Raw genomic sequence first — 14067 nt, 5'->3', positions numbered from 1 at the left:
TACCCTCGTGTTCATCTGGCAGAATCACCAAGATGAATGCGCAGAATTTGTCCACTTGGAAGGAGTCGGAGGGACATGCTGGCTCATGGTGGCCGGCGGAACGGCGCGAGCTCATATTCGAAGGTGTCCTGGAGTTTGAAGACAGGCGTCCGAAACTGACGCTGATGTCCCCGTTGATAGGGCAGAGAATCTTCAATTTGGCCCATGCTCAAGTGGTTCATGGAGAGCTCGAATCTGGAGAAAAAGTCACGCTGTGGGACCTCGGCGGCCATGTCCTCGAATTCCTAGGGAACGAGCACGACACCATGAAGACTGCTCGGCGTTTCACCTATGCCATTCTTGGCGCGCATTTGGAGACCTATGAGGAAGAACGGTTTCGTTATTCGGCGTACACGCTTCACGGCCTTGGGGTGTGGAGCGGGATGGATACCCCGATTCCCCGGAGCCTTTCACGGGAGGATCTGCCACAGTATGAGCCTGCTCATCTGAAAAGTTTTGAACGAGACGAGTCTGGCGTGGAGTACAGCGCAAAGGTCTACATCGAAAACCCTCGGCGTTTGGAAGCGGACGCCCGGTTCCCGGAGGGTGCCGTCGTAGCGCATACGGGAGACGACGCACGAGTCGTCTTTGAGTGCGATCCACCGGCACCTGCACAGATACACGATATGTTGCTCTTTGATCTCCAGGCACTGCTGACATTTTCCTATCAAGGCGGGGCACCTCTTCAGGCTGAATGGCTTGCATCAGAAGATTTGGATCAAGCACTTCCCGTGATGCGTTGGGATTCATTCACTGGCCGAAGGCCCACCGGCCACGTATTTAGGCAATCAATGATCCTAGACACTGCTCGCGTGGATCCAACAGTCTTGTTCCCTGCTTGGTGGAACGCCGTAGAGAAACTCTACCCAGCGCCCCAAGTAGTCACGCTTTATCACCACGGTTCCCGAGGGATTCTGGAAAGTTCCGTTTCTTCCGTGATCGCCGTGGCGGAGCACCTGCACGGGCAAATTGGCCCAACCCTCACTCGTTTTCCTGAGGGGTACCTTGAGTCAAAAAAGGGCCCCCTCAAGGAAACATTCCCATCGCCGGAGGATGCCCCGTTCAGAGAGTTCCTTTATCAAGCCCTCAAAAACAACCGCCCCACTCTGAGTACCCGTCTGAACGAGCTGGCATCTGCTGTGACGTCGGAACGCTTGGAACTTATGACCATTAGCGCGCACCAGTGGATAGCTGATGTAAGGAAAGTGCGCGATATCTTGGCGCACACCTCCTCCCACGTCACGAGGAGGGGCGGAGACGGCGACTCATCTCTCCTGGATCGAGTGAATTCCCAGACGCGAGCAATCGTGACAATTTTGATTTTGAAGCAAATGGGCATCGAAGAAGCTGCCCTGGACCGGGCTGCGATGGCCCTTAGCACCGAGCTCAAGCGCTTCACTATTGAGGGTACAAACACCTAGGACACGCTTGTGGAGGCATGGGCATAGCCCTTAGGGACTCCAGTCTCGAAGGGCATCCGACAAGGCCGCAAGGGTATCAAGCAAGTAACTTTGCACGGTTTCGAAAGTGAGTCCTGGCGAGGTCGCCTCGACCAGGCCGTATACGGGAAGATCCCTGCCCAAATTGGTAAGTTTCGCTGGGATGCCATAGTGCATGCATCTGTTGCGGAGGTCCCGAAGACTTCGAAGGCGGAGCGCTTCCGGCGAATCGATCACATCAATTATGGACGCCATTCCGGGACGTTTGGAAAGATCCGCGTATTTCCTGCGGATCTCCTCGAGTGCGTTGAGCGAGTGCGCCAGCGTCACAAACAGGACGCGGAACACTGGGCCAGTGAAGGGTCCCTCTGACGGCTTGAACAAAAAGAGGCCGGAGTTTACGGAGCCTTCGATGACCGTAAGGACGTCCTTAAGGGCCAGCGGTAGCTCAGGCTCGAAACGTTCCGCATAGTACTTCTTGCGGTCGAGAGTTATGGCGCGCGGGGCTTGTCCACACGCATCGAGAGATAACGGCGTCGGGATGATTTGCATGCCGTGGCCGAACTGCTTAAGTATCGTTGGAAGCGCCCGTCCGATGTCGAAGCCAAGACGATGTGAGTATCCGGTTTCCCCCAACTGGACCGGATCAGCGAGACGCGCGGAGTGCTGAAAACTGGCAACACGGCTGGTCGTAAATAGACGGCCATCACGTACGCCGAGTGCTAGATCTTCGCCAGGAGCCCAGACGTCAGTGTGCTGTTCGTGGATCCGATCGAAATCCTGTATCACTCCGTCGTACAGCTTCTTGTTGTCGTCGAGCAACTTCACGGTGTGCCGCGCTGCCGCGATCTCGGTAGCAAACTTCAGTTCAAGAGCTTTGAGCTGCGTTGGACGTTTGGATCTCACTAGAGCCGTGCCTTCGTAAACTATCCGCGCCATGTGTGGTGTGAGGGCTAGGCCGGCAATAGCTTCCCAATTGGGATCAATTCCGGATCCATGAGCGAGTGAATTGAGCCATTCAGCATCGTCGCGGAGCATGAGGACGTCGAGGCCCGTCCAATCACGAGCTTCGCTTAATTTCTCAGCGCGACGTTGCAACTTGGCCTGTTTACCACTCATCGTATGAGCCTAGTAGGACCCACCGACATCGACGCCTCTACAATTCCCGAACGACTGGCCCAGCTAGTCCTGGAACTGCCCATCGGCACTGACGCTTGCCGTCGACAACACTTCAGATAACGGCAATCTAGGGGTGATAGGGCGGCCGTATTGCCGGCGTCGGCTACATCAAAGACACCCTTCAAGGGACTGCAGGAAACATATATTCGAATAGACGACCCACAAAGATGGCGGCTACGGCCGGCCGCCTCTCTCCCGGGAATCACCTTTGGTCCTGTTTTTCGATCCCCTGGGCACCAAGCTATGAAAGGGCTCCGACAACGCCCGGAACGGACTGATCCTGGTCCTCTGCCGGCTCGGCACAAAACGGCGCAGTGTCCGACAATGGGGACATGCCAGTTGCTTCTGCCCCCCGCACCGTACACCACCTCTACTCCACACCCGGTCACCTCCTTCCCGCGTGCGGTGTAACCCCCGGCCCCGACGGGTCCGAGTGGCACACCGGACACGACGCCGGGGTCCTGCAGGCGTTCTCCGCGCAGGGATCCGCGTGCTGCTCTCTGTGTCTGGAGTTGTCCCTGTCATCTCCTGACTGACATGTGCAAGGTGGTACAGGTGGTACGTGGTCTGCCATACTGGTAGAGAAAACAGGTATACGAGTGGAAATCCTGCTCAGCCCCGGCTGAGCAGATCGTCCGTCCAGGCGGGCGTGGACAGTCCAGCTTCGGCTCCCGCGCGTGGCCTGGGAACGGGGGCTCGGGGAAACAGTTCTGAACTGTGGAGCCGAGACGCTGGACCTTCCGAACACTCATTGCCTGGACACAGAGCCAGGACGACAGGACCGACCAGGGGGACGAGAAGACCATGGACATCACCAGGACCGCACACGTGACGCGGACGAAGCTGGCCGCGACCGCTGCGGCCCTGGTCTGCGCCCCGCTCGTGCTCAGCGGCTGCAGCAGCTCCGGCGGGGACGGGCGGTACTTCGCCACCTCGGAAGGACAGAACGGCGACATCGTCGTCGTGGACGGTGACCAGATCACCTACTTCGACACCGCCAGCCGCCAGGACCTCGCCTGCCACTCCATCAACTCCGTCCTCGACGACCCGAAGGCGGCCGCGACGAAGGGCGAGCTCAAGGACGCCTACACCGTCCGCGGCACCGGCCAGATCAACGAGTCCAAGTCCTCCGTGGACTGGACCGAGGCTGGCCGCAGCACCACCGAGACCGGCTCGATCAGCTTCGGCAAGGACAAGTCGACCATGGAGTTCGTCTTCTCCAACGGCGTCAACGACGTCGTGCTCGTGCCCGTCGACAGCGAGCAGGGCAAGGCCGTCAAGACCAAGTACTGCGACTGAGGAGGCTGACCCCTTGACTGCCCCGATCGACCTGCAGTACCGGAGCCCCGTGGACCACGCGTCCGCGGGGCTCTGCCTTTTCTCTCCCGGGATGCACCCGCGCGCCAGACAGGATGCAGGAGGTCGGGCATGACGCTCATCGGACCGATCAGGTACTACAAGGGGCGGGTGGCGTACCCCAGCGACGAGCAGCTGCGCGCGGCAAGAGCCACCTGGGATTTCGACGACATCCGCCGGCCGACGGACGATGTGGACTGCACGCACATCCAGCTGATCGAAGTCTCCGGCCGCAACGCGGGGGAGCGGCGGCAGCTCGAGGAGGAGAAACTCACACGCTTCTTCGACTACATCGGCACCCGGGCCGGCTTCCGGGTGCTCACCCACCAGAAGAAGCCGGACTCGGCCACTTCGGCGTTCGTCTCGCACGAGATCGTCTACGTCATCGAGTCCCGGCCGACCAGGGGGTACGCCAAGCTCACCCTGCGCTCGGAGCTGCCGCGCAGCGGGACCGCCGGTGCCGTCTCGGACATCTTCAGCGCCGAGGGAATCGACCGCATCTCGCGGATCTTCGACAAAGGCCCCCGGAGGGATTGAGGCCCGTGCTGCAGTGCGACTGCCGCCCGACGAGAGGAAGACCCCGTGGACATCACGTCCACGGGGTCTTCTTGTGGTACGCCCAGCATGGGCATTTGCTTGGAGGTGAAAGTCCTCTGGAGGAGAAGGTGGTTTAACTTCTAGCTAATGGCAACTGCGTCATCGTGAGATGGGGTGGGAAGGAAGCCGGAGGCAAATCCCTGCACCGAGGGACACGAACCGCATAGAAGGCATGCTGGTTGGGGTAAGCCAGCCACAAATGGTGAAGCCCGTTCCACCGAAACGGCCAGTGTGTAAATGCGGCGGCGGCAGGGGGAAAGCAAATGTTCTTATCTGGGGAGATCTGTCCCAGTGCGTCATCCGGTTTACCGGGTGGAGCAGTGCGGCTCTAAGGGTCGTAGCTGATGGGGCAGAAGTCAGCCGAGGCCATAGTACCGGCGGAATCGCAGGGTTGCCGGGAAGGGCTGAACGCTGGGAATTGATGGTTTGAAGCGGTGCTTCTCGTGTGTTCCACAGGAATCGCAGCCAACCCACGGGAGTGGTGGGACAGAGAGTGAAGGAACGAACGGTGAATCCGGGAGAGCTGCTGTCTGTGCGTAGTGAGGACCCGGCGGGTATCGGGGAGAACATCAGGGATACATCGGATCTGTGGGAGGCAGTGTTTTCCCGGCAGAATCTGATGATCGCGTTGAAACGTGTTGAGCGTAACCGGGGTGCTGCCGGTGCTGACGGGCTGCGCACGGACGAACTTCGTGCGTGGTGCTTAGGACATTGGACAGAAACGCGGGAAGCGCTGGACGCGGGTACGTATGCTCCGGGCCCGGTGCGTCAGGTGATGATTCCCAAACCTGACGGCGGGGAACGGAAACTGGGAGTACCGTCCGTGCTGGATCGATTGATCCAGCAGGCAGTCGCGCAAGTCCTGTCCCCGGTCTTTGATCCGGGGTTCGTGCCGGTCTCGTATGGATTCCGGCCGGGCAAAAGCGCCCATGATGCTGTGAAGGTCGCCCGAACGGTGATTTCACAAGGGTATCGATGGGTGGTGGAGGTTGATCTGGATGCGTTCTTTGACCGGGTGAACCACGACGTGCTGATGGCCAGGGTGGCGCGGAAAGTGAAAGACAAGCGGCTCTTGAAGTTGATCCGGCGCTATCTTGAAGCCGGGATCATGGCTGATGGGGTGCGGCAACCGACGGTGGAGGGAACCCCGCAGGGGTCGCCTTTGTCGCCGGTGCTGTCGAACATCATGCTGGACGATTTTGATCAGGAGTTCTGGGGTCGGGGGCACCGCTTCGTGCGGTACGCCGATGACATCAGGGTCTTTGTGAAGTCCAGGAGAGCCGCGGAACGGGTGCTGGATCGGGCCACGAAAGTGCTTGAAACAGGCCTGAAATTGAGGGTCAACCGGGAGAAATCCGTAATCAACCCAGCAAGCGTAGCTACATTGCTGGGTTTCGGGTTCTACTTCGTCAGAGGCGGGGTGAAGGTCCGGATCGCTCCTAAGGCGTTCAAACGCATGAAGGACCGCATCAGGGAACTGACCTCCCGCAAATGGAGTGTCTCCATGGAATACCGCATCCAGCAACTGAACCGCTATATCCGGGGATGGATGGGCTACTTCCGGCTGTCACAGACGCCGCGGAAGTTCTCCGACCTTGATGAGTGGTTCCGACGAAGGATGCGCCAAATCCGGTGGAAGGAATGGAAACGCCCGCGAACACGGGTGGCAAAGCTGCGCAAGCTCGGGATCCGGCCTAATCTGGCCTACCAGTGGGGCATGACCAGCCGCGCCTACTGGCGGATCGCGGGCTCGCCCATTCTCCAACGCGCCCTCCCCAATCAACACTGGGTGGAGGAAGGCCTCTTACTCTTTCACACTGCTTGGGATCGCTTTCAACGACCTGGCGAACCGCCGTATGCGAGGCCCGCACGTACGGTGGTGTGAGAGGAGGGCCGGGAAACCCGGCCCTCCTACTCGATTCTGACTGGCTGGCAGTCCCGTATGAGCCCTACAGCCGTCCGCCCTTCAGGCGCAGCGCCCGGTACTCCTCGATCGTCTCCGGCGGCCGTCCGTACTTTGGCCCATGTGTCTCGACGAAATCGATCTCGGCCCAGGTGTCCCGGTGCCGGACCCGCGACCTGGCCAGCACCGCAAGCGCGGTTATTGAAACGACCACGTTGGCCAGCCACCACAAGATGGCGATGAGGACCGCCGCCTGGACCAGTCCCCGTTTAGAGGAGCCCCTCTGTGCTGCCACGGCCGCCAGGGCCGTTGAACCACCCAAAGCCATGCACCCGAGCAGGAGCCCGGCCACCCAACCCTCCGTCGGCACCCGCCGGCGCGCCAGATCAGCGGGGCTGTCGCGATCGCGGACCAGCCGCAGCGCCTCGCGCACGAAGAACACAGCAGCCAACGCGGCCAGGCAGTTCACCGCCAGCTCACGCGCTCCCTCGAGCCACCAGCGCCCCGAGTGCCACCAGCCCAGCGGAAACTCGTCGCGCGCCTTGCCTCGCAGATTCATCCGTTCCATCCTTTCCCCCGTGGCAGGCAAAGGGCGGCGCACCCGTTGTCGGAGTGCGCCGCCCTCATCACCAACGATCAGTTCTTCGGGTCCTCAGCCGGCTTCCTCCGCGACACGGGACCGTCCGTGCGCTTCTGAGCCGGATCCGCCGTCCGCCGCGGATGGGCCTGAGCCGCCGGTGCCGATCGACGTCCGCTGCGTGGAGTCGGCTGGACACCCTGGCTGCCCTGAGCGCCTCCGGTAACCCGGCCACCGACACGGGGCTGGGTAGGAGCAGGAGCAGGAGCCGGGGCCTGCGGACGCTGACCGGACTGGCCCTGCGCCTGCGCCGGAGCGCCGGTGCGGGGCTGGATCGGAGCCCGGTGGGCACTGCCGTGGCCGGTCGGAGCCTGGACCGGAGCCTGCGGGCTGCGGCGCTGGCTGCCGCTGGCCTGCGGGATACCCGGTCCCGCCTGCGCAGCACGGGAGCCGGAACCCGCGTTGGCCGGCGGCTGCTGGCCTTCGGCGGCCCGCGTCGCCCGGGTGCCCGGAATCCCCGGGACCGCTGCGACGACGGGGTTCACCTGCGCGGGCCCGCCGGTACCAGCGGTGAAGCGCGGGCCCTGGCCCGAGGAGGCCGGAGCCGCCTGCTTTCCGGTGCCGAACTGCGTCGGTGCCGACTGGCCGGCGTCCGCCTTGCGGCCACCGCTGGTGTGCGCACCGATATCGGTGCCGCCCGTGAGCCCGTCCCGCTTCTGGCCCTGACCCTGGCCATGGCCCGGCTGCCCGGTCCCAGGAGCAGCCTGCGCGCCGCCGAGCCCGAAGCTCGTCTGGCCGCCGGTGGCCTGGCCGCCCCGCGAGGAGGAACCCTGGCCGGTGCTGTAGCCGAGGTTCGACAGGCCGCCGTTGCCGCTCAGGGTCTGAGCAGTCTCCTTGTCGGAGCGGGAGCTCCCCGCCTTGCCGCCCGTGAGCTGCAGAGGACCGCCCTTGTCGCCGGGACTCTCGGGACCACCAGCGGACGGGCCGCGGCCGCCGCTGTCACCACCACCGCCGGGAACCGGACCGGGACCGGCGGGGCCGCCGCCGTCGGGGCCGGCTTCCGGACCGTCGTTCGGACCGGCGGCCAGGGCCAGTGCGCCCTTCCCGGCAGCAAGCGACTTCTGCTCGCCGTTCAGGCCGCCGGCGTTGGTCGACGAGCCCTTGCCGCCACCGGGGGTGCCGCCCGGCTTCGTGGCCCCGCTGCCGCCGAGCTTGCCGCCGACGCCGGAGGCGAGCTTGTTACCCATGGCCATGCCCGCTCCGGCCCCGGCTCCCGCAGCCAGCGCCGGGAGCATGCCGCTCTTGTCCGGCTTCGGAGCGGTGTTGGTCTCGAGGAACTTGTCCACCAGCTTGGTAAACACCTCGTCCATCGCCTGCAGCACGACCTTGCGCACCCGCAGGAGCGCGAAGGTGATGCCGATGATCAGCAGCGAGGAGATCAGGGTCAGGATGACCACGATGATCCCGCCGAGCACGCCTGAGCCCCACAGGCCGTCCTGGGACATCCAGGCCGACACCGGTCCGGAGATGATGTCCGGGATGGAGATTAGCAGCTCCGAAACGAACTGGTAGATGAACAGCGTCACCAGCACCTCGAGGATCAGTGCGACGGAGTAGACGATCACCTTGCTGATCGCGGCGATCGCACCCAGCGTGGCGAACGGCACCGCGGCCACGAGGCTGAAGGTGCGCTTGACCGCACCCACCAGCATGCCGATGGCGTACCAGAAACCGAGCAGAACCATGCTGCCCAGGACGACCCCGGCGTTCTGCCAGTACATGAACTTCGCCGGGCCCGTGCCGACCTGGCTGACCGCCATGTGGTCCTCGCGGGTCAGGCCGCTGGTGACGTTGTTCGAGCTGTACATCGTCATCGAGTCGGGGCCGAAACCGGTGTTCAGGTAGTTGTACGCCGACAGCGCCGACATGTTGCAGGAGAGCGGGGCGTTGTCCGCCCAGACCGAGAACCCGCAACCGTGCTTGGTGCCCTGGGTCGAGAAGCTCGTCGTGTTCCCGCCCGGGTTCGAGGAGGTCAGGCCCTTGCCGCCGACCGCCAGCACCGGGTGGTTGGTCGGGGTGTAGTCCGACTCGCCGTGCCCGCCGAAGTTGTCGCTGTCACCGTAGGACTTCTTGTCGATGAACCACTCCTTCTTCACGTCGCTGCTGACCGGCAGGTTGGTGATCGCGCTCTTGATGCCCGACTCGAAGTCCGACGCCGATGTAATCTGGCCCGAGATGTAGCTGTTGAGCATGCCGAAGGTCTCGCCCACGGCGTTGAAGTCACCCGCCGGACTGCCCTCCATGCCCACCAGGCTGTTCTTCCAGGCCGTCTCGGCATTGGTCGCACCGGGGCCCACGCTGATGTCGCGGAAGGTCGAACCGTGCGCCTGCTTGTTGATCGCCAGTGCCGTCGTGCGCACCGACATCATCGCGTTGTTGCTGGCCTGGCCGTTGTCCCAGGCGATAACGGCCTCATCGGGAACGCCGAGACGGTCGTTCATCATCCAGGCCTCGAAGTCCACGTACGTGGAGAGCACCACACGGGTCGGGCCGGCGTGCTGGCCCAGCAGCGAGTCATCGAACTTGTCCAGGACGCCGGTGTACATCGAACCCATCAGCGGAAGGCCCACGCCAATGAAGACGACGCGCACGACGAGCTTCTTGATCGCCGAGCCGCGGTCCATCTTCTTGAACAGCACCAGGCCAATAATCAGGAACCCGATGAAGAGCGGGACCAGCGCCTCCCAGGCGATCGACTGCAGCAGGCCGTACCAGCTTGCGATCCAGTGCTGCAGGCCCGCCAGGGCACCGCCGCCGGCCTGGCCACCGGTCATCCCGTCGGCGAGGTCCTGCTGGTGCGCGCTGTTCGTATTGCCGCCGGAGTCCGCGACGCCGGCGACCGCCTGGTAGAACCACATGAACGGGTTCAGCACCTTCAGCAGCTGGATGATGAGATAGAACAGCGTGCCCACGGCCAGCGCCATCGCGTAGAGCAGCCAGATCGCGCCGCCGCCGATGAGCGACAGGATCTGTCCGCCGATGCCCGAGGACATCGTGTCCAGGCCGAGGTCGGCGTTGGCCGCGCCGAAGTGGGCGTAGTCCACCATGCCGGAGTAGACGTTCTTGCCGCTGCCGCTGGCTGTCGCATTCAGCGTGTCGTACCCGATGGTCTGCGTGGAGCCCGTCGCCTCGGCGAAGAGCCAGCCGACTACGTTGAAGAGGCTGAATTCGGAGTCGGCGTAGCCGAGCATGTCGCCGCCCGTCGCCGGGTCGGCGGTGATCGCCCGCCAGTCCTCGTTCATCCGATCCTCGGGCTTGTCCTTGCCTTCGGGGGAGTTCTCCTGACTGAAGTACGTCGAGGCATTCGACGCCAGCTGGTACAGCGAGTAATTGTCGCGGTCCTCGTCGTCGGCAGCGTGCGCCGATGGCGCGAACACCGTCATCAGCAGCGGCACAACCAGTGCCACGAGCAGCGACAGAGCCAGGACGCGCACCAGCCCGCCCCGGGCAGTCGCCGCGGCCCGGGCCCGCGCCGCGAGCGTGATGGTCCCGTTCATCTTTCCCTTCCTGTCTGTCGTGTCCGTGATGGCCGTCATGACTTGCCCAGCTTCCGCGGGGCGGTCCCTGCCTTCTTCATGGCCTTCCTGCGGTCGGCCCGCCCCGCCTGGTCCTCAGAGCGGTCCTCCTCGGACTCGACGCTCTGGCGGGCGCTGGTGAGCTTCGCGCCGGGTGCCGGCTTGTCCTTCATCAGCTGGTCCATCCGGGCCGCCTCGTCGGCCTTGGCGGCCTCCAGGCGAACCTGCCTGCGCTGGGCCTCGCGGAAGGGGTTGATCCCCAGCGCGAGGTCGAGGTGGAAGACCACGTTCGACACGTCCCGGCGAAGGTAGGTAAGGTTCTCGCCCTTGGTCGTGATGAGCTGGGCGAGGTCCGGCGGGATCTGCTGGTGCAGCTGCTTCTGGTACTCCGCCACCGTGCGGTCGCGCATCGGCCCGAAGAGCGTGTAGTCCGCGGCGTCGAACTTGTTGAAGTCCGAGTCCGCGAGCATCTTGTCGACGTCGTTGTAGCTGTAGACCACGCGGCCGCCGCGCTCGTGCATATGGTCGAACTGGTCGCGCAGGTACTTTTTGACGCGGTCGTCAATCTGCTCGGTGCCGTGGATCACCACGGTGTCCCCGAGCCCGAGCTTGCCGACGGCGAAGCCGACGATGTTGACCAGCTGGGCCATGGCCACGCCCTTGCCGCGGCGCATCAGCCGCGAGAAGTCGTAGACCACGCGCCGGGCATCCCGGACCCCGTCCACGGCCGATGCCGTGTGGTTGTTGAACAGGTCGCCGTTCGTGCTGAGCATCGTGTTCGCGATGCCGCGCAGCACGTTGTACGCGCGCAGCTGGTCGGGGTCGGTCTTGCTTGAGTTCAGCAGGGCCTTGTGCGCGGTGTCGAGGTACGAGACGAACATCTGCAGCCGCGGCACCTGCTGGTGCGGGATGTTGACCACGCGCAGACGGTGCCGCTGGTCCTTGGCGTTGTGCCGCCACATGCCCTGCTCGACGTAAAAGTCGGTCGCCGTGTCCTCCAGCGCAGAGCGAATGATCGAGCCGATTGCCCCGTCCGTGGTCTCGTAGAGCTGCTCAAACATCAGCTTGAGCTTCTCCATCTGCGCGGCGAAGACCGTCAGTTCGTCGTCCTCGTCGCCGAACAGCTCGAAGGGATTGACGTCACCGCGGTTCAGGTCCACGCGCGAGGTCAGCCGCTCGAAGTTCGGGCCCAGCTTGTCCAGGTCCGCCCCGTCCAGCACGAGGTGGACCACCGAGCCGTTGCCGAGCATGCAGGCCTGCGAGATCTTCGAGCACCACATGTTCGACACACGCTGGCGGTCCAGGTACTCGCTCAGGGTCGCGTCTGCCACGACAACGTGGTGCTCGTACCGGTTCACGTCCATGAGTACGGCCGAGTTGTTGACGTCGCCGACCATGTAGCCGACGTACTCGCCGCCCCGGTCGTTCAGGCCGTTAGTCACCAGCGAGTACGAACCCGCGAGCTCGGTCGAGGTGAAGTGGAAGCCCTTGCCGCGCTTCTTCTCGTTGTTCTTGAACAGGCCCGAGAGTTCCTGGCGCTGCTCGCCGGCGTACGCCGCGGCCTGCAGCGTGCCGAAGCGGTCGATGTACAGGCGCGTGACGCGGTCGACCGAGTCGTCCAGCGTCTCGAGGTCCGGAGCCTTGAGAAACAGGCGGTTGTGCACCGACAGGTAGCTCGCGCCGTCCTGGATCTCGCCGATGGTGACCTCCAGGTCGGAGGAGATCTTGGCGGCCTTGCGCTTGGAGGAGGTCGTGCCGGTCTCCTCCTGCTCGTTCGCGTCAAGGCGGTCGAGCTTCTCCGACTGCTTGGTGAACGAATCCACCCACTTCTCGTCCATCCGGCGCACCTGCTCCAGGACGACCGCGGTGACGCGCTCGTCGAGCCCGTCCGGGATCCGGTCGATGCCCCAGAACGCGGCGAAGTTGTCGTGCGCGGCGTCGTCGTGGAAGAACGCGAGCACGCACGCCACCGAACCGTCGACCTCGAAGTAGTCGGAGCGGAAGACGTACTTCTCCCGAGGCTTGAGCGCCAGCAGGTGCGGATACGAGTCGAACCGCCCCTCCAGCTTCTTCATCTCCTGGCGGCGCTGCCACCAGTTCTTCTTCGGCTCGGCCACCTCGGCCGGCTCAGCGGCGACCGCCGGCGCGGTCACCCCGGACGGCTCCGCCGTCCCGCCCGTGGCGGGATCGCCGTCGAGAGCGGCCTCCAGTTCATCCACGCCCGGCACGGCCGTCGCGTCCCCGCCCCGGGGCTTCTTCCCCGGAATGCCCAGCTGCGCGCGGGCCTTCGTCATCAGCGCCATGTCACCCTTCGTCCTTCCTTTGGTCGTCCAGCTCGGCCCGGTCAGTTCAGTGAGGCCTTGAGAGAGTGCAGGTCGTCCTCGATGCCCTGGTAGAAGACCCGCAGCATGGGCTCGGTCTCCTCGCGGTCGAGGACCGTAGCCTCCTTGATCATCAGCGCGGACCCCTCGACCTCGGACTGCAGCACCATGTGCGCCCGGCGCAGAGCGTCAGCGCTCTTGCCCTTGAGCAGCAGGTACTGGTGGATCGAGGTGAACTTGCCACCGACGTGCTGCGTGAGGATGTCATACTGCTCGTTCTGCAGCTCGATCAGGTCAGGGTCGCGTACCTCGAGGGCGTGGTTGCGGTGCTCGAGCGAGGCCACCTGGTGGTAAATCCGCTGCGGCTCCTTCGTGGTGACGAAGGCCCACTCGCAGTTCGTGTCGATCTTGCGCCAGAAGGCGTCGACCCGGTCCAGGATGCCGATGCGGTCCTCGTCGAAGAGCAGGTACGACGCTGAGCCGACGACCAGGTAGACCTGCCCCTCACCGCCGTCGGAGAAGTGGATCCGGCCGTCCTCCTCGATGCCGTCGATGCCGACGATCGAGTAGAAGTCGCTCGGGTCCGAGCTGCGGCGGGTGAAGACGTTGCGTGCACGGGAGGGGGCGTACGCCAGCAGGGCGGGCACGTTCATCGCCCGCAGCTCCTTGGTCTTGGTGATGCCGCCGAAGTAGACGATCAGTGCCAGGCCCCAGATGACGAAGAGCGTGATGAACACCGGACCCGAGCTCGCCACGAAGGTCTGCGTCACCGCCCACAGCAGCGCCAGCGCGCCCCCGCCGAAGAAGAACAGCTGCTTGATGGGGGAGGGCTTGGCCGCCCAGCCGCCCTTGCTGAGCGTGATCTCGTGGTCGAGGAACGACCTGTTGAGGCTCGTCCGCACCTTGTACGACATCTTCGCCATGAATCTCTCCCTGCTGCCACCACTGATTTGTCTGTGCCTGTTCGAATGCCCTCATAGACGAGGGATACATGACTACTCTACCTTAGATAGACCTATCGAATCGAGCGTGACTGACGCAAGAATGGCACCATCCAACGGACTCGGACGTGCGATCCGAT

The 14067-nt window shown here is 63.8% G+C and carries 9 protein-coding genes; 4 read left to right on the top strand and 5 right to left on the bottom strand.

Going from position 1 to position 14067, the window contains the following annotated elements:
• Positions 1-32: 32 nt before the first annotated feature.
• Positions 33-1460 (top strand): HEPN domain-containing protein, encoded by a 1428-nt coding sequence (locus tag ACPJW8_RS11165; protein ID WP_330194396.1) that lies wholly within the window; start codon positions 33-35, stop codon positions 1458-1460.
• A 30-nt stretch (positions 1461-1490) separates the two neighbouring features.
• On the opposite strand, the gene ACPJW8_RS11160 is transcribed toward ACPJW8_RS11165, so the two are convergent.
• Entirely contained in the window at positions 1491-2597 is a 1107-nt protein-coding gene (locus tag ACPJW8_RS11160) for a hypothetical protein (protein WP_330194397.1), read from the bottom strand.
• Positions 2598-3374: 777 nt separating this feature from the next.
• Here ACPJW8_RS11160 and ACPJW8_RS11155 point away from each other — a divergent pair.
• From ACPJW8_RS11155 to ltrA, 3 genes are all read left to right on the top strand, one after another.
• Entirely contained in the window at positions 3375-3956 is a 582-nt protein-coding gene (locus ACPJW8_RS11155; protein WP_330194398.1) for a hypothetical protein, read from the top strand.
• A gap of 129 nt (positions 3957-4085) precedes the next feature.
• Complete coding sequence (locus ACPJW8_RS11150) at positions 4086-4550, top strand: hypothetical protein (RefSeq protein ID WP_330194399.1); 465 nt, start codon at positions 4086-4088, stop codon at positions 4548-4550.
• A 553-nt stretch (positions 4551-5103) separates the two neighbouring features.
• A complete protein-coding gene (gene ltrA, locus ACPJW8_RS11145; RefSeq protein WP_330194400.1) occupies positions 5104-6495 on the top strand; it encodes a group II intron reverse transcriptase/maturase in 1392 nt (463 codons plus the stop codon).
• Between the two features lie 64 nt (positions 6496-6559).
• On the opposite strand, the gene ACPJW8_RS11140 is transcribed toward ltrA, so the two are convergent.
• From ACPJW8_RS11140 to ACPJW8_RS11125, 4 genes are all read right to left on the bottom strand, one after another.
• Complete coding sequence (locus tag ACPJW8_RS11140) at positions 6560-7072, bottom strand: hypothetical protein (protein ID WP_330194401.1); 513 nt, start codon at positions 7070-7072, stop codon at positions 6560-6562.
• Positions 7073-7149: 77 nt separating this feature from the next.
• Positions 7150-10647, bottom strand: coding sequence for a hypothetical protein (locus ACPJW8_RS11135; RefSeq protein WP_425256327.1), 3498 nt, complete (start codon positions 10645-10647; stop codon positions 7150-7152).
• Between the two features lie 35 nt (positions 10648-10682).
• The gene (locus ACPJW8_RS11130; RefSeq protein WP_330194403.1) at positions 10683-12968 is read right to left on the bottom strand and encodes a hypothetical protein; all 2286 of its coding nucleotides are present in this window, start codon (positions 12966-12968) and stop codon (positions 10683-10685) included.
• A 41-nt stretch (positions 12969-13009) separates the two neighbouring features.
• Positions 13010-13909, bottom strand: a complete 900-nt coding sequence (locus ACPJW8_RS11125) for a hypothetical protein (RefSeq protein ID WP_330194404.1) — start codon at positions 13907-13909, stop codon at positions 13010-13012.
• Positions 13910-14067: the final 158 nt, after the last annotated feature.

Origin of the sequence: Pseudarthrobacter sp. J47, assembly GCF_049810315.1 — a bacterium.
Lineage (GTDB): Bacteria > Actinomycetota > Actinomycetes > Actinomycetales > Micrococcaceae > Arthrobacter.
This window is presented reverse-complemented; position numbering and strand designations above follow the sequence as displayed.

Excerpts from the sequence above, each read along its gene's own strand:
- ACPJW8_RS11135 (WP_425256327.1), bottom strand. The coding sequence starts at position 10,647 with ATGAACGGGACCATCACGCTCGCGGCGCGGGCCCGGGCCGCGGCGACT.
- ACPJW8_RS11140 (WP_330194401.1), bottom strand. The coding sequence starts at position 7,072 with ATGAATCTGCGAGGCAAGGCGCGCGACGAGTTTCCGCTGGGCTGGTGG.
- ACPJW8_RS11130 (WP_330194403.1), bottom strand. The coding sequence starts at position 12,968 with ATGGCGCTGATGACGAAGGCCCGCGCGCAGCTGGGCATTCCGGGGAAG.
- ACPJW8_RS11160 (WP_330194397.1), bottom strand. The coding sequence starts at position 2,597 with ATGAGTGGTAAACAGGCCAAGTTGCAACGTCGCGCTGAGAAATTAAGC.
- ACPJW8_RS11125 (WP_330194404.1), bottom strand. The coding sequence starts at position 13,909 with ATGGCGAAGATGTCGTACAAGGTGCGGACGAGCCTCAACAGGTCGTTC.
- ACPJW8_RS11150 (WP_330194399.1), top strand. The coding sequence starts at position 4,086 with ATGACGCTCATCGGACCGATCAGGTACTACAAGGGGCGGGTGGCGTAC.
- ACPJW8_RS11165 (WP_330194396.1), top strand. The coding sequence starts at position 33 with ATGAATGCGCAGAATTTGTCCACTTGGAAGGAGTCGGAGGGACATGCT.